This window comes from Legionella spiritensis, assembly GCF_900186965.1.
GTDB classification, from domain to species: Bacteria; Pseudomonadota; Gammaproteobacteria; order Legionellales; family Legionellaceae; genus Legionella_C; species Legionella_C spiritensis.
Genome location: NZ_LT906457.1, coordinates 2941121 through 2963698, shown reverse-complemented (window position 1 = coordinate 2963698; position 22578 = coordinate 2941121). Strand labels below are relative to the sequence as shown.

The window sequence follows — 22578 nt, the reverse complement described above, 5'->3', positions numbered from 1 at the left end:
TTAATTATGTCCATTTTATTGAAAAATCCTTTAATTTCCATTATTTTCTCAAGCTTTCGACTATTAAAAATAAGAAAATCATGCAAAACGACATCATGCTCATCAAAGAATTAGCAGAATATTTAAAAATCAATGAAAAAACGGCTTACCGATATGCTGCGGAGGGTAAAATCCCAGCATTTAAAGTCGGTGGGGCATGGCGTTTTCGCCGAGATGAAATTGAGAAATTCACTAAAGGGCAATATGTTCCTGAAATTAAAGGAGATAAAAATAATGAGTAATGGGTTTGATTCATTAGTTGGATTTATTTGGAACATTGCCAATAAGCTACGAGGTCCTTATAAGCCGCCACAATACAGACTGGTGATGTTGCCTATGACTGTACTCAGGCGTATGGATTGTGTTTTAGAACCAACAAAAGATAAGGTGTTGGAACAATATGCAAAACTCGAAGCACAAGGCCACTCAGAAGATGCCATTCATAAAATTCTGGGTCAGTATGCTTCTAAAGGACGCCAGCAGGCATTTTATAATGTTAGTAAATACACCTTTAAGCGATTGCTCGGTGATCCAGATAATATTGCTCAAAACCTGACAACATATATCAACAGTTTTTCCCCTAAGGCCAAAGAAATCTTTGACATGTTTGACTTTGAACAGCAAATAGAAAAGCTGGAAAAGAATAATCGCCTATTTCTTATTGTTAAAGAGTTTGCCGATATCAACTTACATCCAGATCATATCAATAATCTGCAAATGGGCTATGTATTTGAAGAATTGGTGCGCAAATTTAACGAACAAGCGAATGAAGAGGCAGGAGATCACTTCACTCCAAGGGAAGTGATACGCCTAATGGCGCATCTTGTGTATACCTCTGATGAAGATGTTTATACCCCGGGCATAGCACGAACCATATACGATCCAACATGCGGTACAGGTGGGATGCTGTCCATTTCAGAAGAATATATTCGGGAGCAAAACCCCCAGGCCAACTTGCTTTTATTTGGTCAAGAGTATAATCCAGAATCTTATGCGATATGTTGCGCAGACTTATTGATTAAAGATGAACCTCTTGACCACATCATTTTTGGCGACACCCTGGGTGATGGTAAGACCTTTGATGGTCACCCAAATAAAAAGTTTCATTACATGCTGGCAAATCCACCTTTTGGCGTAGAGTGGAAAACCCAACAAAGTTATGTTGAGAAGGAATATAAACAACATGGATTTAAAGGCCGATTTGGTCCCGGTACACCCAGAATCAATGATGGTGCTTTATTATTTCTGATGCATATGATGTCCAAAATGCACCCTACCCCTGATGAGGGTGGTGAGGGTTCCAAAATCGCTATTGTTTTTAATGGTTCCCCGTTATTTACTGGTGATGCTGGATCGGGTGAAAGCAATATTCGAAGATGGATAATTGAAAATGATTATCTTGATGCAATTGTCGCACTACCGGATCAAATGTTTTATAACACGGGCATCTATACTTATATCTGGCTTGTATCAAATAGAAAAAGACCTGAAAGAAAAGGCAAGGTTCAACTCATTGATGCAACTCGTCACTTTCAGAAAATGCGTAAAAGTCTTGGCAATAAGCGTAATGAGCTTTCTGATGAACACATTAATGAAATCACTCGCCTTTATGCTGAGTTCAAACATGATGATCAATCTAAAGTCATTGTTGATTCAAAAAGTGAAGAACGTATTTGCTCGAAGATTTTTGACAATCGTGAATTTGGTTACCTTAAAATAACGGTTGAACGGCCTTTGCGTTTAAATTTTCAGGCAAGCCCCGAGAGAATTGAGCGATTAAAAGATCAAACAGCCTTTATTAACCTTGCACAAAGTAAAAAGCGTAAGAATGAACAGGAAATTCAGCAAGAAATTGCCAAGGGAGAACAACTACAACAAGCAATTATTTCAATACTTGAACATATGGATGCATCGATTCTTTATAAAAACCGAAACGTCTTTTCTGCTGACTTAGCGAAGCAAATCAAAAAATCAGGATTAAAAATTGATACACCAGTCAAAAAAGCCATTTTTGTAGCTCTAAGTGAAAGAGATGATACAGCAGAGGTTTGCTGTAACAGTAAAGGAATACCAGAGGCAGATAGCGAGTTGAGAGATACTGAACTGGTGCCTTTACCCAAAGACATCAACTTACCCTTACCAATGTCTTATGATGCCAAAGCAGACAATCAACAACTTGTAGCATTAGTTCGAGATCATTGTGAACAATATTTAAAACAAGAAGTCATACCACATGTTCCTGATGCATGGATTGATCACAGTAAAACTAAGGTGGGTTATGAAATTCCACTAAATAGACATTTTTATGTTTATCAGCCACCGAGACCGTTAGAAGAAATTGAGTCTGATATTAAGCAATTGGAACAGGAAATTTTACAAATGCTTAAGGGAGTTGTGGCATGATCCAAGGATATCAACGCTTAAAAGATACAAATATAAATTGGCTTGGAAAAATACCAGAGAATTGGCAATTAAAACCTCTAAAATATATAGCAACCTATAACGATGATAGCTTATCAGAGGACACTAGGCCTGACAAAATTATAAATTATGTAGATATATCAAGTGTAAATCTTTCTTATGGAATTGAAAAAATTGAGTCATATGAATTTGATCAAGCTCCTTCAAGAGCAAGAAGGATAGTAAAGGATGGTGATACTATTTTATCAACGGTTAGAACCTATCTAAAAGCAATTTCTTTAATTAAAGAACCAATTGAGAGTTTAATAGTTTCAACAGGTTTTATAGTAATTAGACCTTCTCGCACTGTTATTGCAGCCTTTTTGAATTATTTTATACAAGGCGAAGGATTTATTGGTGAAATTGTTTCAAAATCAGTTGGTGTAAGTTATCCAGCAATTGGTCCTTCTGGCGTAATGAAAATCGAGATTGCTATTCCAGCTTTAAAAGAACAAAAAGAAATTTCATTATTTCTGGACAAAAAAACCTCAGAAATAGATGCGCTAATTGCCAAAAAAGAAAAACTAATCAAATTATTGGAAGAAAAGCGCACAGCACTGATTACTCAGGCTGTCACCAAAGGACTTGATCCCAATGTGCCGATGAAAGATTCTGGGGTGGAGTGGATGGGTGATATACCTGAGCATTGGCAAATAATCCCGTTTAAGCATGTCATATATTTTCAAGAAGGTCCCGGGATCATGGCTGTTGATTTTGTTGATCAAGGTGTACCACTATTACGTATAAGAAACCTCACTTCAAACAAAGTTCAGTTGGAAGGATGTAATTATCTTAATCCCGAAAAAGTCGAGAAAGTTTGGAAACAATTTAAACTAGATATTGGAGATCTTCTTATCAGTACCAGTGCTACTACGGGATTGGTGTCTTCTGTTGGGTATGAAGCAGTAGGATCAATTCCCTATACTGGCATTATACGATTAAAACCTAAGAACAAAAGTATCAGTAATGAGTATATAAAATTAATAGTATCATCATCGCTTTTCTTTACTCAAATAGATTTACTAAAAACTGGTTCAACAATTCAGCACTTTGGGCCTTTGCATTTGAATCAAATGTTTATTTGTCTTCCACCATCAAATGAACAGGGTGAAATTGTTATATTTTTAAATTCACGAACAAAAAAAATTGACGAAATTAAATCAAAAATATTAGAGGCTATTGAACGCCTAAAAGAATATCGCTCAGCTTTAATCACCAACGCCGTAACAGGAAAAATAAAAGTAAGTAATATCAATGTTGATTTGCCTGAACCTGAAAAACTTAAACATAGTTCGGGAGGTCATTTATGATTGATTCCAGTATGAAGCTTAATGACATACTTACCATCGCAGCAATTTTAATTGCCCCTTGGGCAGCTTTGTTTATCCAAGATAAATTGAGTAAATGGAAGGAAGATAGAGAAAGAAGGATTGAAATATTCAAAACACTTATGGCTACAAGGTTATCACCTCTCTCTTTTGAACATATTCGGGCATTAAATATGATTGATATTGAGTTTTATGGCCGCAAGAAATACAAGAGGGTAAGAAGTGCCTGGCGGACTTATCTCGATGTTAGGGTCGATTATGCGCAAATACAAAACCCCATAGACGCTCAAACTCTACACTTTGATGTTGAATGTAACAGAACTTTGATAAATTTATTGGTTACTATGGGCGAATCACTTGGATATGATTTTGATGAATCACATGTGAAACAAAGTATATATAAGCCCAAAGGGCATTTTACTGAAGAACAATATCAATTTTTCATGCGAACAAAGTTAGTAGAACTGTTTTCAGGGGATGCTTCATTGCCTGTATCAGTAGTTAAAGCATCAAATATTCACGCGAAAAGTGAGCATCTTCATAATGGGGCAGAGATTCAATCCCCAGATACAAATTAATTACATGGTTAAATTAAGATGAGCAAACACAAAGAAATCCGTTTTGAAGAAGCTATTGAGCACCACCTGATTGAACATGGTGGGTATATTAAAGGGGATGCTAAAGCGTTCGATCCTGAGAGGGCATTATTTCCAAGTGATATCATTTCATTTGTAGAAAAATCACAGCCCGCCAAATGGCAAGCGATACAAAGCTTTTACGGTACCAAAGCTGAATCGGTCCTTCTTGACTCATTAGTTAAAGAGCTTGCATCAAAGGGTATGCTTAATGTCTTGCGCCATGGGTTTAAGTGTTTTGGTAAAAGTTTTCGTCTGGCTTATTTCACCCCTAACAGTAAAATGAACCCTGATGCATGGGCCAACTATGCTTTAAATGAGTTGACAATAACTCGCCAAGTAAGATTTGATCCCAAAGATCAAACTCAATCTATTGATGTTCTTTTGGCAGTCAATGGATTGCCAGCTGTAACAATTGAGCTTAAAAACCGTCTAACCAACCAATCAATTACCGATGGTAAGCGTCAATATAAAGAAGACAGAGATCCAACGTTACCACTTTTTCGTTTTAAGGAGCGAGCGTTGGTTCATTTTGTCGTAGATACTGAACTCGTGTTTATGACAACAAGGCTATCAGGTAAAAAAACCTTCTTTTTGCCTTTTAATAGGGGGCATGGTTTTGGCGCTGGCAATCCACCTGCACCGGGGGATTATAGAACGAGTTATCTTTGGGAAGAAGTTTTGGAAAAAGACAGCCTTTTAGATATCCTCGCACGCTTTATGCATTTGCAAGTTGAAGAAAAACAAATAGCCACGCTACAAGGAATTAAAAAGCATAAAAAAGAAACAATGATATTTCCACGGTATCATCAGCTGGACGCAGTAAGAAATTTGATATTTGATGCCAAGAAAAAAGGAAGTGGCCATAATTATTTGATTCAACATTCAGCCGGCTCGGGAAAGTCTAACTCTATTGCATGGCTGGCACATCGTCTTGCAAGTCTACATGATGACAATGATCAAAAAGTTTTTGACACCGTTATCGTTATTACCGATCGCCGTGTTCTGGATCAACAATTGCAAAATACAATATATCAATTTGAGCACAAACAAGGGGTGGTGCAAAAAATTGATGAAAATACGCAACAATTGGCAAAAGCACTTTCGGGCGGCGCACCGATTATTATCTCGACCATTCAAAAGTTTCCTTTTATCTCTCAAGCTTTAGAGACGCTTGAAAAAAAGGGGGATGGTATTACCATCGATACGGTAAATCGGCGTTTTGCTGTGATTGTAGATGAAGCCCACAGCTCTCAAAGCGGTGAATCAGCAATGGAGTTGCGCAAGATTTTAAACAAGGAAGGGATAGCGGCTACCATAGCCGAGCAAATGTTGGATATTGAGGAAGAGTCATTATCTGAGGAAGCAAAAAAAGCCTTGTTTCAAGAAATGCTTAAACGGCCACGGCAGCCTAACATCAGTTTTTTTGCATTCACGGCCACGCCTAAGTTTAAAACATTAGCCGTATTTAATGAGCCGGGCAGAAATGGTAACCCACCCTTTCATCTATATAGTATGCGTCAAGCTGTAGAGGAAGGGTTTATTCTGGATGTATTGGCCAATTATACAACGTATAAAACTTACTATGGATTACTTAAATCCATTGAAGACGATCCAGAAGTTCCCAAGAAAAAAGCAGCACGCCAATTGGCAAGGTTTATGAGCCTTCATCCACATAACATCGCTCAAAAGGTTGAAGTCATTGTGGAGCATTTTCGTCGTTCAACCAAGCATAAAATAGGTGGACGGGCTAAGGCAATGGTGGTAACGGAATCTCGATTACACGCTGTTCGATATAAACTGGAATTTGATAACTATCTTAAACGCAATAAATATAATGATATTAAGTCACTTGTCGCCTTTTCAGGAAAAGTCACTGACCCGGATTGCCCTGAAAAAGAATTTACAGAAGTAAGCATGAACCATGGAATCAAAGAAACTGAATTACCTGAAAAATTTTCGACAGAAGAATATCAAGTTCTATTGGTTGCTGATAAATATCAAACAGGCTTTGATCAACCTTTGCTTCATACCATGTATGTAGATAAAAGACTATCAGGGATACAAGCGGTTCAAACATTGTCACGACTTAATCGAATTGCAACAGGCAAAGAGGATACTTTTGTTCTTGATTTTGCCAATGAAATGGAAGATATCTATCGGGCTTTTAAAGATTATTATGAAGTTTCTTATATGGGTGAGATGGCTGATCCCCACCAACTTTATGACTTGCAACACCGTATTAATGAATGGCAGCTATTTTCAGAAGAAGACGTCAATGAGCTGTGTGAAATCTGGTTTAGAAACAGAAAAGAGCCTTCATACATGGATCATCGTAAGATGAATGCCGTTCTTGATATTGTTGTCGATCGTTTTGCAGAGCTTGAAGCCGAGGATCAAGAGTTAGTTAAGGGGCAGATCAAAAGCTTTAAAAACCTGTATGTATTTTTATCTCAAGTCATTCCTTTTCAAGATTCAGATTTGGAAAAAAATTATACTTTTCTGCGGTTTTTGCAAAGTAAATTACCACGCAGAGATGATGAGCCAAGTTTTAAAATCGGGGATGAAGTAGAGTTACAATACTACCGGTTACAGAAAATCAGTGAAGGTTCTATTGATTTATCACAAGGCGATGCTGATGATTTAAGAGGGCCAACTGAGGTTGGAACCAGAAGTGCCAGTGAAGATAAAGTTCAATTATCTTTATTAGTTGATCGACTAAACCAGCGGTTTGGTACCGATTTTACTAAGGCTGATGAGTTATTTTTTGATCAAATTGCTGAGACTGCTGCAAATAATGAAAAAATAAGAGAAGCCGCAAAAGCCAATACCCTGGATAACTTTTCTTTGGTTTTTGAAAAAATGCTAGAGGGCTTCTTTGTTGAGCGCATGGAAGGAAATGAAGACATATTTTCAAAACTAATGAATGATCCTAAGTTTCATGAAGTTGCTGCCAGCTATTTGGTTAAAGCAGTGTATGATCGAGTTCATAATCTGGAAGGAGCAGAGTAACCATGAGTCCAGAAGTCAATAACCGCTCTACTGGTTACTATGTTGATTTGATTAATGAGCTTCGTAAACTCCCATCTGAAACTGAATGGTTGGAGTTTAAGCATAATAATGCGGATCCAGAAAAGATCGGGGAATATTGTTCGGCATTGGTCAATTCTGCTTTGCTTTTAGATAAGCCCTATGCATACATTGTTTGGGGTATTGATAACAATACTCATGATATTATTGGAACCACCTTTAAGCCAGATGAAACAAAAATTGGTAATGAGGCCCTGTATAACTGGCTTACAAGATTATTATCGCCTAAGATAAATTTTCATTTTATCAGCGTGATGATTGATGATAAACCATTAATTCTTCTTGAAGCTGAGGCAGAATCCAGCCATCCAATACAGTTTAAAAGTCAAAAATTCATACGGATTGGTTCCTATAAAAAGAAGCTAAGCGATCACCCTGAAAAGGAAAAAGCTTTATGGCGGGTGCTTGATAAAAAATCATTTGAAGATGGCATCGCAGATGAAAAAGTGTCTGATGAAACTGTTTTAAAGCTGCTTGATTATCCAGCTTATTTCGACTTGCTTGGTTTGCCAGTACCCGATGGGCGCACGTCGATACTCAATGCCTTGCAAACAGAAAAATTAATCCTGCCTTGTGAGGCTGGCGGTTGGAACATCACAACATTAGGGGCTGTATTATTTGCCAAAAATCTGGTGGACTTTCTAAAACTAAAGCGCAAAGCGCTGCGTATTATTCATTATAAAGGCAATAATCGTATAGAAACCCAGAGGGAACATATCGAGCAAAAAGGGTATGCTGTTGGGTTTGAAGGACTTATTGACTATATTATGGCATTAATACCAACTAATGAGGTCATTGGTACTGCGCTTAGAAAGACTGTTCCCATGTATCCAGAACTGGCAATCCGTGAGCTTGTTGCCAATGCATTAACGCACCAGGATTTCAAGGTTACTGGCGCCGGGCCAATGATTGAAATTTTTGATAATAGAATTGAAATCACCAATCCCGGTTTACCTCTGGTTTCAACAGAAAGATTTTTAGATACGCCACCTAAATCTCGTAATGAGGCTCTGGCATCGTTAATGCGCCGTTTTGGTATTTGCGAGGAACGTGGCAGTGGAATTGATAAAGTGGTTTCTCAAATTGAGCTATACCAATTGCCTGCACCTATTTTTGAGGCTGTAGAAGATCATACTCGTGTGGTTTTGTTTGCTCATCGGGAGTTGAAAGATATGGATAAGCAAGACAGGATATGGGCTTGTTATTTACATGCATGCCTTAGATATGTAGAGCGTGACTATATGACCAACTCCACCTTAAGAGATCGCTTTGGCATTGCCCCTAAAAACAGTGCTATGGTATCTCGAATTATTCGAGATACTTTAGATGCAGGAAAAATTCGGTGTTATGATGATTCAGTGGGAAGTAAAGCTAAAAAATATCTGCCATGGTGGGTTGTTTAGATAAGTTATTTTGTTTGACTGTTGTTTGATTGACTGGCAGCTTTATTACTGCACTTTTTTAAAAAGTCATATTTTACAGTATGTTAATGATTTTAATTTGTTTGACTGTTGATTGATTTAGGTACCATATCATGACATGACACTTTATAGACCTGACTTGGATAACTCATCACATCTATGGTTGAAGGGTTAAAAGTTAGGATTTTATTTTAATAACTTGTTTAATCAAACTCATTATATATTCCAAGTCGTTATCATTATCGACTTGAATTTGATAATCCCCATTGCCAAAATGTCCCATATTAGAAACATTGCGTGCAAAATTTTCACGGCAATCTAAAGAACCCCATGAAGCATTGAGGGCTATTTTTATGGATTTTTTTTGTATTTTTATGTCAACAATATTGTTACCCATTTTAAAAGCTAAATATCGCTTTTTAGGGACTAGCTCAATCTCATTATTCAAATTCAATATAGCGTCACGAAGTTTTTCATATAATTCAGCTATTTCTTCACTTGCTATTGCAATATGTTGTTCTTCTGTATAAACAATAATTTCATCAGTTATACGCTTTAATTCCTTGTTTGCTGAAGTAATGGGTTTAATGCTTTCTGCACCCTTTGATTTTTTAATCTGATTTATTAGTATTATGTTTTTGTCGTATCGTTTAACTTCCCAGAGTTCAATAGCGAGATCTTTGAAGTTAGTTGCTTGAACTTGATTATTGGTAAAAAATGGTGCGACAAATACTACACGAGTTTGACTCCAATCAATATCATTTCGCTTTAAGTTTCTTTTTAATTGCTCATTATACTCAAGAATAAAGTCGGCTTTGTTTTCAAGCATCAGACTCAAGTATGTAAAACCTTGATCAATCACACTTATATTTCTGTCGCGTTTATATTCAATAATAATAAAAGCATTAGTTTGTTCATCGTATGCTAGGGTATCAATACGTTTATTTTTAATGGAAAACTCACTCCGTACCAACGTCAATTGCATTATTTTGGTTATATTTTTTTCAAATAAACTTTGAATATCGCTTTCAAGTTTAAATTTATCTTCATGAATTTCCGTTAAGGAATTATTATTATTGATAAAAATTGGCATTTATATCCCTTTGAAGCCCCACCGCTTTAGTAAATTATAGTAGATAGAGCGTATTTATAAAAAGTAGGTCTTGGAATATAGGATAGGACTTGGCTTTTGCTCTCAATAAGTTGTTATTAGCAAAAGAAGTCGGTTCTATTGTTCCATTGATGAATGTAACCTTGATTGTTGGTATTTTGTTTATCAAAATGAAAAAACTTTTACAACCACATTTTTACATGAGAAAGACCTTAATAATTGGTTATATCTTAATTTAACTCTGCGGGTTTTTTGCGGGTTTATTCACCGACAACCAAAGACCACCAAAGACAACATGGTGGGGAGGTAAAAACGTAGTTAGCCCTTTGATTTCTTATGGTATTTTGTAGTCTTTCGTCGTTTGGCTCAAAATCCGGTGTCGCGGGTTCGATTCCCGCGGCCTTTAAAAAATCACTACAACATATTTGCCACAGTTTTCGTTGTAGCTAATATATTTCTGGCACGAGTTGAAGTAATTTTACCAGCACACATTGTTTCCTTACCCTTGCCTATAAAATCCATCATTTCATGCGCACATATCAATATGAACAGGCTTTGGCTGTTGGTTTTTAGTATTTAAGAAAATTTTACTTCTTTGGAAGCTGCAAAAAAATGCAGCTTGTTCTTTTATTGAGTTTGTTTGGGTTCTCTCAAGAATAAACAGCCTTAATACCTGCTCAGTATTTTCGCTCATTTTGGTGGTTTCATTGCCAGTCTTTTCCCATTTGCTGACAGCAGTATGCGAGGTATGAATCACTTTTTCGCTGAACTCTCGAAGCGGCATGGAGAAATAGGTTCTGATAAACTTCACTTGATTACCTGTTAGTCGGGTTTCTTGAATGGCCAGTCTTTTTATAACTTCGTCAGCAATATATTGAACATCGATTTTGGGGAGCCATTCGCCATCAATATTCAGCAACTCAACATTTTCAAGTTCAATAGGAAACCCTAAGCCTTCATATAGGTAGCTTTTTACAACTTTTGATTTCATTTCATGTTTCCTATCGAATATTTAAAACAGTGATAATCGGCTAAGATTATTGGCAAATGTAATAATAATTTTATATTTCCTATTATCGATGTCTTTACCCTCTATACAGTATTTCCCATCTTGTGGAGCTTCATGAAATATCCTTGGTCAAATTATAGCTATTGTAAACTCAGTTTACAAACTAACAAGGTTGTCTATTAGATCGCTCCATTTCTCCAAAGCTTCCTTCCTCTGCGGTAACATCTCATTCTTATTATAAGTAGCCATGATTTTAGGCATTTTATGCCCCAGACATTTTTCAATTACGACCGGATCAACATTCAGGGTTTCCCCTAACTGAGTTGCAAAAGTCCGCCGCAGATCATGGGCTGTCCATTGCGGAATCCCGACTCGTTCCTGAATGCGGATTACGGCTCTTGGCATGGCTTTATCGGTAAGGGGGCTTAAGCCATCTGCACCGCTAATCACGCAGTCACCCATGCTACAGCTTTTTAGTTCAAGCAGTAATGATTTGACCAGGTCTGTCAAATGAACACGCATGACTAATCCAGTTTTGGTATGGTTGGATGGAATAGTCCATAGTGAATTGTCAAAATCAAACTCCTGCCAGGTGGCTACACGAAGTTCACCGGTTCGCACCCCGGTTAGTAATATAATTTTGAGTGCGTTTTTAACTTGCAGGGAAATCTCGTTTTTATCGCTGTCTAAAAACAGCCATAAGGATTTAACCTCTTCTAAGGTAAGGTAACGATCGCGAGGTTTTTCTAACCCGCCTATATCCCGGGCGCGAATGTTTGCAGCGGGGTTTATCATCAGTTCACCACGACTGACGGCATAACTGAACGCTTGTTTTATGGTGCTTAATACTTTGTTGGCATGAACAGGCGCACCTCGTTGCACGATTTTATCGAGTTCCATCGTTATGTCACGTGCTTGAATGGTTGTTACATCACGCTCACCTAATGATGGGATGATGTCGGCCTGGATATGTTGTTTGACTTGCCCAGGTTGTTTTCTATGGCGTTCAATATAATTGCTGTACCAGTTTAAAAAGAGATCTTTGACGGTATATTTCTGTTGTTCTTTTTGGGCTTCCTCTTCTTCCTTTTGCATCACCTCTTTGGGGTTAATACCACTTCGACGTATTTCCCTTAAATCAAGGAATCTCTTTTTAGCTTCTGACAAGCTCATGGCAGGGTAATGCCCGATTATAATATAATCTTTCTTGTTATCGATTTTGTAGCGGTATACCCATGTTTTGGAGCCGGTAGGGTAGATAAATATTCCAAAGCCACCACCTTCGTATTTTTCCTCCCGTTTTTCCTTGGGCTTTAAGCTTTTAATGTAGGTATCTGTAAATCGAATCATACAAACTCCATGTAACGCAAATAGCATTTTGCTGGGTACTTTAGTGGGTACTTAATGTTATGCTGGGTTGATATTAAATGTTATTGCTTGATGTTGATGATAGGCTTTAAGGCTAGTAAATTCAAGAAGTTGTGGTATTATTTATCGAAGTTTGGAGTTGGTTGTCATATATCCTGTTAGAGGATGGGGTGCTAGTGGTCGTAGGTTCAAATCCTACCGTCCCGACCAGTTAAATCCCCATAAAATCAGCGACTTCGCACTTCTAATTAGAATTTGCCCTCTCTTATAAAATCTTTTTGGCTACACTTTTGGGCTCTTTATAATTTCGGATCTAACTTTTCCCAGCAACATCTGTTGGTCAGGCCATAATATATTGTTTTTTCTAGTGAAGTTACCATCTAAAAAAACCGGTAAATATTGACCAAAAATATGCCTAGTTGTTGATTAATTATTAAGTACATCAGAAGTTTCCTTTTATTCTTTTCATATTAAGTTACTAGTGCCTTATCCGCATTCAATGCGTGGGTAAATTGATTTCAGTTTGTGACGTGCATTATCGATGCTGAATTGCCAGTTAACCCCTTTCTGCTTCTGATTTGTTTTTTGTGCCCAAGCGCGTGTTTCTTCTGCCAAAAGCTCAATACTGCCAAACCGTCTGTTATTGATACACTGACTGGTCATGGCGCTGAGCTCGCATTCTGCAATATTCAACCAGCTACCATGTTTTGGGGTATGGTGAAACTCGATTTTCCGCACAATTTCGCGTGCTTTTTCCGCAGGGAATGCCTCATAGAATGCACCGCGTGTATGCGTATTCAAGTTGTCGCAAACCAGAATAATTTTGTCAGCACTTGCATATTGGGTACGTATCAACTGTTCCATTTCTATAGCCCAATCTATCTTTGTGCGGCGAGAACGCACGCTAACCGTCCGGGTTCCAGCAAGGGGTTCTGTAAACATGAATATGGATGCCGTTCCTGCCCGCTCATATTCATAGTCAACGCGTTTTGGATGATGTCTTGTTGCTGAAATCGGTGTTCTTGTTTCATTCAGAAGCTGGATAGGTTGTTCATCCATGCAAATTACCGGTACCAGTGGATTGAAAGAGCGTGAGTAAATTTCAAGAACATCCTCCATGCCTGCCGCAAATTCACCGTCCGATTCTGGCGGAATAACCCAGTACTCAAGTTTCTTGCGGGTCAGACCGTTTTTTTTAGAATGCCCCTGATCGTTTCTCTGCCTATGGTATCCACTATCTCGAGTCTTATCATTTCATCCCTGAGAAGACTCAGAGTCCAGCTTCCATACCCACCAGGTGGCGTTCCAAGACGCATCGCTATTAATTGCGCTTCCTGTTCTCCAGATAGCCGTCTTGCCCGGGGTGGATTCTTTGGTTTTTTTCCATTGAGCGCAGTGTCAAATCCTTCCAATACAAGACGCTTGCGTACATCCTCAACAGTTTGTATGCGACAGTCAAATGCTTCGGCTATCTTGGCGTCAGGCCAGTTGACCCCATTAACATCTGCTTTCAACAATATCTGTGCGCGCTTTACTTTCTGCGGACTACCTCTCAGTTTCTTCACTACTCCTTCAAGCTCAACCCTTTCTTCTGGCGACAGGCGCACTATATATTTTTTCATAACTTCCTGTACTGATAAAAAACATCAGCACGAAAAGTATCTCTTCAGATTGCACAATTCAAGATGTTTATCCATTTCTGCTAATATTTCTTTTAGAATAGTATTATTTTACCCACGCATTGAATGCGGATAAGGCACTAGTGCCTTATCCGCATTCAATGCGTGGGTAAATTGATTTCAGTTTGTGACGTGCATTATCGATGCTGAATTGCCAGTTAACCCCTTTCTGCTTCTGATTTGTTTTTTGTGCCCAAGCGCGTGTTTCTTCTGCCAAAAGCTCAATACTGCCAAACCGTCTGTTATTGATACACTGACTGGTCATGGCGCTGAGCTCGCATTCTGCAATATTCAACCAGCTACCATGTTTTGGGGTATGGTGAAACTCGATTTTCCGCACAATTTCGCGTGCTTTTTCCGCAGGGAATGCCTCATAGAATGCACCGCGTGTATGCGTATTCAAGTTGTCGCAAACCAGAATAATTTTGTCAGCACTTGCATATTGGGTACGTATCAACTGTTCCATTTCTATAGCCCAATCTATCTTTGTGCGGCGAGAACGCACGCTAACCGTCCGGGTTCCAGCAAGGGGTTCTGTAAACATGAATATGGATGCCGTTCCTGCCCGCTCATATTCATAGTCAACGCGTTTTGGATGATGTCTTGTTGCTGAAATCGGTGTTCTTGTTTCATTCAGAAGCTGGATAGGTTGTTCATCCATGCAAATTACCGGTACCAGTGGATTGAAAGAGCGTGAGTAAATTTCAAGAACATCCTCCATGCCTGCCGCAAATTCACCGTCCGATTCTGGCGGAATAACCCAGTACTCAAGTTTCTTGCGGGTCAGACCGTTTTTTTTAGAATGCCCCTGATCGTTTCTCTGCCTATGGTATCCACTATCTCGAGTCTTATCATTTCATCCCTGAGAAGACTCAGAGTCCAGCTTCCATACCCACCAGGTGGCGTTCCAAGACGCATCGCTATTAATTGCGCTTCCTGTTCTCCAGATAGCCGTCTTGCCCGGGGTGGATTCTTTGGTTTTTTTCCATTGAGCGCAGTGTCAAATCCTTCCAATACAAGACGCTTGCGTACATCCTCAACAGTTTGTATGCGACAGTCAAATGCTTCGGCTATCTTGGCGTCAGGCCAGTTGACCCCATTAACATCTGCTTTCAACAATATCTGTGCGCGCTTTACTTTCTGCGGACTACCTCTCAGTTTCTTCACTACTCCTTCAAGCTCAACCCTTTCTTCTGGCGACAGGCGCACTATATATTTTTTCATAACTTCCTGTACTGATAAAAAACATCAGCACGAAAAGTATCTCTTCAGATTGCACAATTCAAGATGTTTATCCATTTCTGCTAATATTTCTTTTAGAATAGTATTATTTTACCCACGTGTTGAATGCGGATAAGGCACTAGTTGTTTTTTAATAATAAAACTTATATTTGAACTAAACTTACTATAAATGAATTTTTTATTCGGATATATTTATAAGGAAATAAATGAAATGCTCTGCTTGTGGATATGTCCGAAAGGGCACCGATTTAGCTCCTGCGTGGCAATGCCCATCTTGTAAAATTGCGTATATTAAAAGCGAATGCGGTTTGCTGTGGATGTCAATCCACCCCACTGAAAAAGATATCCCCAAAAATATGAATGCAGCCTATATAATTTTCAATGGCAATAAACTATATCATTTTAATAAAATTAATAAATTTCCACTTTCAGACGGTGTTACTCTAAATGAAGATAATCGAAAAGCTGTTGTTTTAATCCTTGCTCAATTGAAAAGTTCTATTAAAGTAAGTGAGGAGCAGAAAATACTTTCTAAGAATCTTACGCAAGAGCAAATCAATATTTTTAAAGCAATAATGAGTTCCAAAAACGAGCATTCATCAAATGGATCATCGAAATGGTATAGATGGCTATTGAGTTTGAGTAGATGTTATAAAAAAAATAGATCGGAAAATCCAGAAATCAATGATAAAACAGCTACAGAAATCTTGGAAAATAATTTTTTAAATAGACACTTAAAACTCATCTTGCTTTTCTTAAATATATTTTTAGTCGTTGTTTGGATGTTCTACCTAACAAATAGTTATTACAATCCGGAAATAAACAATAAAATTCAAAATGAATCTTCTAAAAATATTAATACCAAAGCGGCTAATCATGCCGCGACAATAAATTTATCAGGGATCGATCTCAATAAAATATCAAATTACGCTGAAGCATCAGCCACACTTGCATCCGATTGCAAAATTAATGTTCAGGTTTATCATAAATATGATGAGAATTGCAAAAAATCTCTTAAGCTCTTACGAGAAATAGAACCAGAATTTAAAAAGCATTTAAAATGCAATAAAAAATAAAGATTTTAACGAATTAAACTACTCAGATAAACATACTATAAATACTATTTACTATAATTTAGATAGGGCGATTAACGATCTAAAAACCGCCAATCTTTTGTTGGAATAAAAGGGAATTTATGGAAAAAAAACAACTGCTAGGAATAATCGGATCTGTAACGCTTTTTTTAGGCGTGTTCTTTCCAGTAATTGGTAGTTATACCGCTTTCAACCAAGGCAAGGGTTTTGGTGTTATTTTGATAATATTAGCGATCAATTCAATGATTCTTTCATGGGCAAAGAGATATAAAGGTTTATATATTACCAGCTTAAGTTCTTTAGTACTTATTCTGTGTATGTTTGTGTATTTTTCCACTGTATTAAATCGAGTACGCCAACAACTAGAAGCCGATCTTGCAGATAATCCTTTCCGATCCATCGCAGATTATATGCTGCAATCATTTAAGCCAGAATTTGGTTGGATTATTATAATTACCGGATCGCTAATTATTTTTATTTCGGCAGCATTAAAAGAATGACTTTTGATTAAGATACGCAAAGTGCCTCGTAGAACTCCAATTTTTCTTGGAACGATTATAAGATGCCGGGGATTACTCTAATTCACCCAACTAATCCAATGTAAAAATTATGGCAACTTAGTGGTATTTATTCGCATTTGATGGGTCCGCCATAAATCATATTTTAATGGAATATACGCAACTATTGCCTGTAGCCATGTATTATGCGGGCCGGACGTTTTGTTTGATATAGGGAAAAATATCTTGACGTGGTTTAATTGATTTGGACACCCCGGTTAGATAATTCTCACTAAGCATTGCAGTGGCTTGCTCCAGCGTAATCAACCCTTCTCTTACTGCCTTTCCCTTATTTGTACCTTTGCTTTGCATGTTAAATGAGTTTGTAGCCTCTCGTATAAATCAGGATATTTTCTTGAATAGCCTGATTAAGGGTTTTGTTTTCAATCATAGTTTTAACAATAAGACGAATTTCCTTATCCTTTTTCTCAGCAAAATACCCACTGAGTTTCTTCCGCTGCTCCACCGCCTGTTCGTATTGAGCCAGGATAGGGTATCCCTTCTTAAGCTGGTCAAAGGCAGCCTTGTCTGGCACGGTTTCTTTAATAATTGTTCTTTTCTCTCTAATTCCTTGCTCCAGTTTCTGAAAAGCCTGGTTTTGCTGATGGGATTCATAATTCAACACGTAGTTGTATTTGTCTTTGATGTTGCTGGCGACCCCGGCCAGATGATTGACTACGCGACCAATCAATTTATCCGGGTCAAATCCGCAGCGGGTGGCAAAATCCAGTGGCCAGTCGATGACATTGTCCTTGGTGATGCTTCGGGACAGGGTTTGTTTCAAAGCGTTTAAATCTGGATGATTGACCTTATCGGCATACACTTTCAGACTTTGTTTATGGCGGGTCATGGCGACAAAACTCAAATGTCGGTCCCAGAATTTGCTGTCGATGAGAACCTTGGCATGTTCGGCCGTCATGCCTTGTGATTTATGAACGGTGAGCGCATAGCCGTAATCGATGGCGTGATAGGATTTGGGAATGGACACCTGCTCGCCACTGTCGAGTTGGACGTGCAGCTGATTGTTATCAATGGCTCTGACCGTTCCCAAATCGCCATTTCTTACGCCAAGCGCCTTATCATTCTGCCGGAACAACAACCGCTCCCCGGAGGAAATCATCAGCTCTCGTTCAAAACCTGCCCGGATGATATTTTCCTGATCTAACCATTGTTTTTCCTGCAACGCGCCTCTGGCCTTGTCGTTGAGGTCGGCCACGGCCGCTCGGGTAAAGGCCAGCATGATAGAGCCTTTGATTGTGTCGGGCGTGATGGTTTGCTGCCAGTCTAAAACAAGATGGTTGGCGGCGTCATTGACCGTGTCATGAAAGGATACCGCGCCTTGGTTAGAGTTAATTTATAACTAGAATTATTCCAGGTGTTTTCACGAAAAATTACACAGATAAAAATAGAGAAGCTGGGATTGCTAATGACAAAAAAAATAATAAGTACGAAAGAAATACGAAAAAAAACCAAAAAATAATTGATAAAAATTCGTGGCCAACAAGGTCGTCAAGAGGGTTTCTAATGGTTTGTATGAAAAAATTAACATGTTTAATTAATTGCGCTTTTAAAGGGTTGTCAAAAATAAACTGGCACCATTTATTTTTGCTTGCTAGCTTTTTTAATTCAGGAAATATTAATACAGTTCTTATTTTAATCGCAATAATATTACACATGAATTTACGAATAAAGATTGAAATTTCAAAACTTGCCAATGATCGCAAAAAAGGAGGTTCTTTAATAAAGATATTGCTTAATATGTTTATTAAAGAACGAAGTCAATAAATTATGAAGCTTAAACAATTGGCCTTTGTACGGGACAAAAAATCATACCAAGTCCATGGGCGGTTTCTCGATATTCAAGAATGCCATCACCTGACCAATTAAACCCAATGTATTTTGTTTTGCATTGAGAACCGCATCACGTAGAAAATCCGAGAGGCCATAACGAAAAATATTGACCTCTTTTCTACCATATTTTTTAATTTTTATTGCTTTTTGTGCGCACCGAGGTGCGCAAAATTAAAATTAGGATGAAGCTATGATTTGAAAATTATGTACATTAGGTAGAACCCCTTTTTCCCATCCCCCTACAATCAAATTTTCAGCATTTTGCTGTAGCGCCGAAGCCACCTTACCCGAAAAATGCGCTTTTTGAGCCGCTTTATCATGAAAAGCGTCAAATATGGCATAAGTATCTTTGTCAGTTTTCAAAGCAACCCAAAAATAAGTTTCTGGTTCTGTTTTATTAATGAGTTGAGAGCCTTCTTTTAATAAGATTTCTAATCCATGATTTTTACCTGGTTTTACTTTAAAAACAATATAAGAAGCTTCTTTGGCAGTTAAAGCCTTGTCCTTATGAAAGTCGTTAGAGGAAACGAGATCATAATTACTGACATTATGTAACACACCTTGCTCCCATCCACCTTTCACCAAGTGCGAAGCATTTTCCTTTAAGGCATTGGCTACTTGACCTGCAAAATGCTGCTCCCTTCCTTTTTCGTTGAAGAAAATATCGAAAATAGAAAGGCTGGCATCATTTTTTAATGCAAACCAAAGCGCTGTATTGGGTTCTGTTTGCCGAACAAGTTGAGCACCATCTTTCAGAAATTGCTCGAAAGTTGACTTGGAATTCTGCATGCTTATCATGTTTATATAGGTGGCTTTATGTATAGTTTCTGCGTTAATCTTCATCAGAGTTTCACTCGCATAGGTAGAAGTTATTAATCCCAAAGTAAGAGCACAAATAGTAAATAGTTTAATCTTCATTGAGTCTCCGTATATCTACTGGTAGATAGATAATTTAAATAAAAAAATTAAAACGTTCTTTTTATAAAATGCTTCACTGTTTCGACATATGAAATATCCTCGTATAATCTAGACATTAGTAACCCACCTTCCAATTGAACCAATAAGTCTCTTGGAAGCCCCTCAAGTTGCGTAATATCAAACAAATCTTTATCAGAAATTCCTTCACTGATAGCTTCTTTTATCCACTTTTCCAATATATTAAAAAAAGAGCGAACCTTAACTTTAACTTTTTCGGGTAATGACATCACATCCGACGCAAGCATGCCCCCCAAGCACATTTTCATCTCATCATGCAAGGTCAAGGACATTACTTTATCTACTAAACTCAATAGCTTTTGCTGTAAAGACAAAGAGGAGTTGTATTTCAAATCATTTAAAAACAATGATAGCTGATACAATTGCCAGTCGATGACAGCAACAGCTAAGTCCTCTTTAGCTGGATAATAATAATGTATACTAGACGTTTTAATGCCTACTACTTGCGAGATATCTTTATAGCTAAAGGCGTTATAACCCATTTTTTGGATCAAGTTTTCAGCGGTCGCCAATATTTTTTCTTGCATTATTGTGATTTTCATAATAGCCATTCTATCTATCAGTAGGTAAGTGGTCAATCTATTTGCTAAATTATTTCGAATCTAACGCAGATAGATGCGGAATACATCAGTAAGTTGCTGGGCACTCGGACCATACGGGTGAGTGCCACATCCAGCAGCAATCAAAACCATGGTTATAGTGTGTCGTCCAGTTACAACTATCAGGCTGTGCCCTTGCTGCGGGCGGATGAGGTGATGCGGTTGCCTGCTCAACAAACGTTGATTATGAGGACAGGGATTGCACCAGTGAAGGCTGGGCAGTTACAAAAAATCTTTGCATACTATAGGCACTTTGAGCATAATTCGAACGTGAATCCTTGAAGTAATCAAATGCCTTGGCGTAGTTTAATTGATTTTGACCGGAATACGCATTTGGCTCACAAACATGAGAGTTTGTTACTTTCGAATATTTAATTGATATTCCAAATGGACCGATTCATTCTCAATTCATTATGGAGATTTACACGTGATTTCGTGCGTTTCCATCATTTAAAAAATAGTGACAGAAACAGGAGAACAAATATGCTCAAAAAAAATTCCGGGCAATCCCCTCAAAGTAACGACGTCCTTGATATAGCTAAACTATCGAAACCCCAATTAATCGAAATCATTGCCCAACAACTACTGGAGGGAGACTATAGGTATACCTCGTTATGGTGCTCAATAATAAAAAGCTCTAGCAAGAAACAAAAATCGGAAGACTCTAAAGCAATACGAAACACTCTTGCTCAGACAATAGAAATCTGCGAGCAGGAAATAAGAAAGGATAATGCAAACGCTATGGTCTTGCGTGCATTGATGCACCAATATGGCCAGGGCGGTCCAGTCGAAACAGCGGAAGCAATTCGTCTTTATGAACAAGCTATTAATTTGGGCCATGCCAAGGCTATGATCTGTCGCGCTATCATGCACCTGGATAGCTATGAAGGGATGGATAAATACCCCAAAGCGATTCGTCTTACAGAACAGGCAATGGATTTAGGAGATGACTCCGCCATAAATAACCGTGCTTATATGCACGATAATGGTATAGGTGGCGATAAGAATGTTCCCGAAGCGATTCATCTTCTTGAGCAAGCCATCGCGATGGGGAACAGCGAAGCCATGAATTGCCGTGCTCATATGCACCGACATGGCAAAGGGGGCGATAAGAATATCCCCGCAGCTATCTGTCTTCTTGAGCAAGCAATAGATCTGGGGAGTGACTATGCTATAAGTATGCGCAATCATTTTGACGTTGAAATGCAGGGGAAAAATCCAGAAGAAGCCGGGATTTTACTTGATTTGCTTTGGGATAAATTATTGCAGGGCGTTTCTTTTACCGAGCAAACCCTATCGTTACTTGGTCAACAGGTTAAGGCTCTGGCTCTTGGTAAACTAACGACAGAAAAGTTGAGCCTGGAAAGTTTACTCCCAATTACACAAAAATCTCACCCACTCGCTAACATATTGAATTATGGTGGTAATGCAACCTATACCAGAGAATATCTAGCATTTTTAGAGCACGTCAAATTCCTTCAGATGAAGGAAGCTGTTTTTAAAATCGCAGAAGATAACACGAACTATTTGCATCTATTTTTTGGAGGAAAAAATAATTCTCCCTTATTGGATGCAAGCACGGCCTATTTGTCTCCTGGTATCCAGTTAAGGGATAACGAAAACCCCATATCTGATGTTACTCCCAGATAATTCTTAAATTTTGGCAAAAAGATGTAACAGAGGGCTTAATATCTAATAAATATGTTTTGATGAGGTCAGAGCGTGTTCAATAAACTGCGTCACCCCGCTCATTGTTTAAGTCCCAAATTTAATCTTCCATCGAAATAGATTTGTCATTGGGAAATGATGATCGTGGTGACGCAGTTTATTGAACACGCTCAGTATTTGTGGATAAATCTTATATTACTTTTCCTTCGATGTATTAAATATAGGTGATAGCGATCCAGCTGGAATACAAGGTCGAAATGCAGTATATAATGACACATATCAATCTACAGAGGGTTATGGCCCTACAGTAATTTGGAAATATACACAAGAATTTATGGGTGCCGAAGGAGTAAGACAATGTCGATAAAAAATTTATCAATCGTTATATTAGGAACCATTTATTCAAATTGACCTTATCGGCATACAGTTTC

At 38.1% G+C, this 22578-nt stretch carries 20 protein-coding genes and 1 pseudogene; 10 read left to right on the top strand and 11 right to left on the bottom strand.

Annotation, left to right across the window (positions count from 1 at the left end; all coding sequences use genetic code 11):
• The first annotated feature begins 80 nt into the window (after positions 1–80).
• Genes CKW05_RS13515 through CKW05_RS13490 form a run of 6 tightly spaced genes read left to right on the top strand, consistent with a single transcriptional unit; the run spans position 81 to position 8955 of the window.
• Positions 81–281 (top strand): helix-turn-helix domain-containing protein, encoded by a 201-nt coding sequence (locus CKW05_RS13515; protein ID WP_058482644.1) that lies wholly within the window; start codon positions 81–83, stop codon positions 279–281.
• A complete protein-coding gene (locus CKW05_RS13510; protein ID WP_058482645.1) occupies positions 274–2442 on the top strand; it encodes a type I restriction-modification system subunit M in 2169 nt (722 codons plus the stop codon). The genes CKW05_RS13515 and CKW05_RS13510 overlap by 8 nt, the downstream gene beginning before the upstream one ends.
• Positions 2439–3809 (top strand): restriction endonuclease subunit S, encoded by a 1371-nt coding sequence (locus CKW05_RS13505; RefSeq protein ID WP_058482646.1) that lies wholly within the window; start codon positions 2439–2441, stop codon positions 3807–3809. Before CKW05_RS13510 ends, CKW05_RS13505 begins: the two co-directional genes overlap by 4 nt.
• A complete protein-coding gene (locus CKW05_RS13500; protein ID WP_058482647.1) occupies positions 3806–4405 on the top strand; it encodes a DUF6680 family protein in 600 nt (199 codons plus the stop codon). Before CKW05_RS13505 ends, CKW05_RS13500 begins: the two co-directional genes overlap by 4 nt.
• Before the next feature lie 18 nt (positions 4406–4423).
• Positions 4424–7474 (top strand): type I restriction endonuclease subunit R, encoded by a 3051-nt coding sequence (locus CKW05_RS13495; protein ID WP_058482648.1) that lies wholly within the window; start codon positions 4424–4426, stop codon positions 7472–7474.
• Between the two features lie 2 nt (positions 7475–7476).
• On the top strand, positions 7477–8955 hold the full coding sequence (locus CKW05_RS13490; RefSeq protein WP_058482649.1) for an ATP-binding protein: 1479 nt from the start codon (positions 7477–7479) through the stop codon (positions 8953–8955).
• Positions 8956–9151: 196 nt separating this feature from the next.
• On the opposite strand, the gene CKW05_RS13485 is transcribed toward CKW05_RS13490, so the two are convergent.
• From CKW05_RS13485 to CKW05_RS13455, 7 genes are all read right to left on the bottom strand, one after another.
• A complete protein-coding gene (locus CKW05_RS13485; RefSeq protein WP_058482650.1) occupies positions 9152–10066 on the bottom strand; it encodes a DUF5655 domain-containing protein in 915 nt (304 codons plus the stop codon).
• Positions 10067–10610: 544 nt separating this feature from the next.
• Positions 10611–11075, bottom strand: a complete 465-nt coding sequence (locus tag CKW05_RS13480; protein ID WP_058482651.1) for a hypothetical protein — start codon at positions 11073–11075, stop codon at positions 10611–10613.
• Positions 11076–11249: 174 nt separating this feature from the next.
• Complete coding sequence (locus CKW05_RS13475; RefSeq protein WP_058482652.1) at positions 11250–12443, bottom strand: tyrosine-type recombinase/integrase; 1194 nt, start codon at positions 12441–12443, stop codon at positions 11250–11252.
• 504 nt (positions 12444–12947) lie between these two features.
• A complete protein-coding gene (locus CKW05_RS13470; RefSeq protein ID WP_231950738.1) occupies positions 12948–13616 on the bottom strand; it encodes an IS630 family transposase in 669 nt (222 codons plus the stop codon).
• 26 nt (positions 13617–13642) lie between these two features.
• The gene (locus CKW05_RS13465) at positions 13643–14083 is read right to left on the bottom strand and encodes a helix-turn-helix domain-containing protein (protein WP_058484135.1); all 441 of its coding nucleotides are present in this window, start codon (positions 14081–14083) and stop codon (positions 13643–13645) included.
• A gap of 145 nt (positions 14084–14228) precedes the next feature.
• Positions 14229–14897: an IS630 family transposase gene (locus CKW05_RS13460; RefSeq protein WP_231950738.1), complete on the bottom strand. Its 669-nt coding sequence runs from the start codon at positions 14895–14897 to the stop codon at positions 14229–14231.
• Between the two features lie 26 nt (positions 14898–14923).
• On the bottom strand, positions 14924–15364 hold the full coding sequence (locus tag CKW05_RS13455; RefSeq protein ID WP_058484135.1) for a helix-turn-helix domain-containing protein: 441 nt from the start codon (positions 15362–15364) through the stop codon (positions 14924–14926).
• A 224-nt stretch (positions 15365–15588) separates the two neighbouring features.
• Between CKW05_RS13455 and CKW05_RS13450 the strand changes: the two genes are divergently transcribed.
• Both CKW05_RS13450 and CKW05_RS13445 read left to right on the top strand, forming a co-directional pair.
• Positions 15589–16458: a hypothetical protein gene (locus CKW05_RS13450; protein ID WP_058483012.1), complete on the top strand. Its 870-nt coding sequence runs from the start codon at positions 15589–15591 to the stop codon at positions 16456–16458.
• Positions 16459–16577: 119 nt separating this feature from the next.
• The gene (locus CKW05_RS13445; RefSeq protein WP_058483013.1) at positions 16578–16976 is read left to right on the top strand and encodes a hypothetical protein; all 399 of its coding nucleotides are present in this window, start codon (positions 16578–16580) and stop codon (positions 16974–16976) included.
• Positions 16977–17346: 370 nt separating this feature from the next.
• On the opposite strand, the gene CKW05_RS13440 is transcribed toward CKW05_RS13445, so the two are convergent.
• The 4 genes and pseudogenes from CKW05_RS13440 to CKW05_RS13425 all read right to left on the bottom strand — a co-directional run bounded on the left by CKW05_RS13440 (position 17347) and on the right by CKW05_RS13425 (position 20431).
• Positions 17347–18273: a hypothetical protein gene (locus tag CKW05_RS13440; RefSeq protein WP_058483014.1), complete on the bottom strand. Its 927-nt coding sequence runs from the start codon at positions 18271–18273 to the stop codon at positions 17347–17349.
• A 587-nt stretch (positions 18274–18860) separates the two neighbouring features.
• Positions 18861–19043 (bottom strand): annotated as a pseudogene (locus CKW05_RS15655) (IS4 family transposase); the annotation flags it as partial.
• 18 nt (positions 19044–19061) lie between these two features.
• On the bottom strand, positions 19062–19802 hold the full coding sequence (locus CKW05_RS13430) for a putative quinol monooxygenase (RefSeq protein WP_231950617.1): 741 nt from the start codon (positions 19800–19802) through the stop codon (positions 19062–19064).
• Between the two features lie 47 nt (positions 19803–19849).
• On the bottom strand, positions 19850–20431 hold the full coding sequence (locus CKW05_RS13425; RefSeq protein ID WP_231950616.1) for a TetR/AcrR family transcriptional regulator: 582 nt from the start codon (positions 20429–20431) through the stop codon (positions 19850–19852).
• Positions 20432–20539: 108 nt separating this feature from the next.
• Between CKW05_RS13425 and CKW05_RS13420 the strand changes: the two genes are divergently transcribed.
• Both CKW05_RS13420 and CKW05_RS13415 read left to right on the top strand, forming a co-directional pair.
• Positions 20540–20761 carry a type IV secretory system conjugative DNA transfer family protein gene (locus tag CKW05_RS13420; RefSeq protein ID WP_231950614.1) on the top strand — a complete coding sequence of 74 codons (222 nt, stop codon included), beginning with the start codon at positions 20540–20542 and terminating at the stop codon, positions 20759–20761.
• 201 nt (positions 20762–20962) lie between these two features.
• Positions 20963–22129 (top strand): tetratricopeptide repeat protein, encoded by a 1167-nt coding sequence (locus CKW05_RS13415; RefSeq protein WP_058483016.1) that lies wholly within the window; start codon positions 20963–20965, stop codon positions 22127–22129.
• The last annotated feature ends 449 nt before the right edge of the window (positions 22130–22578 follow it).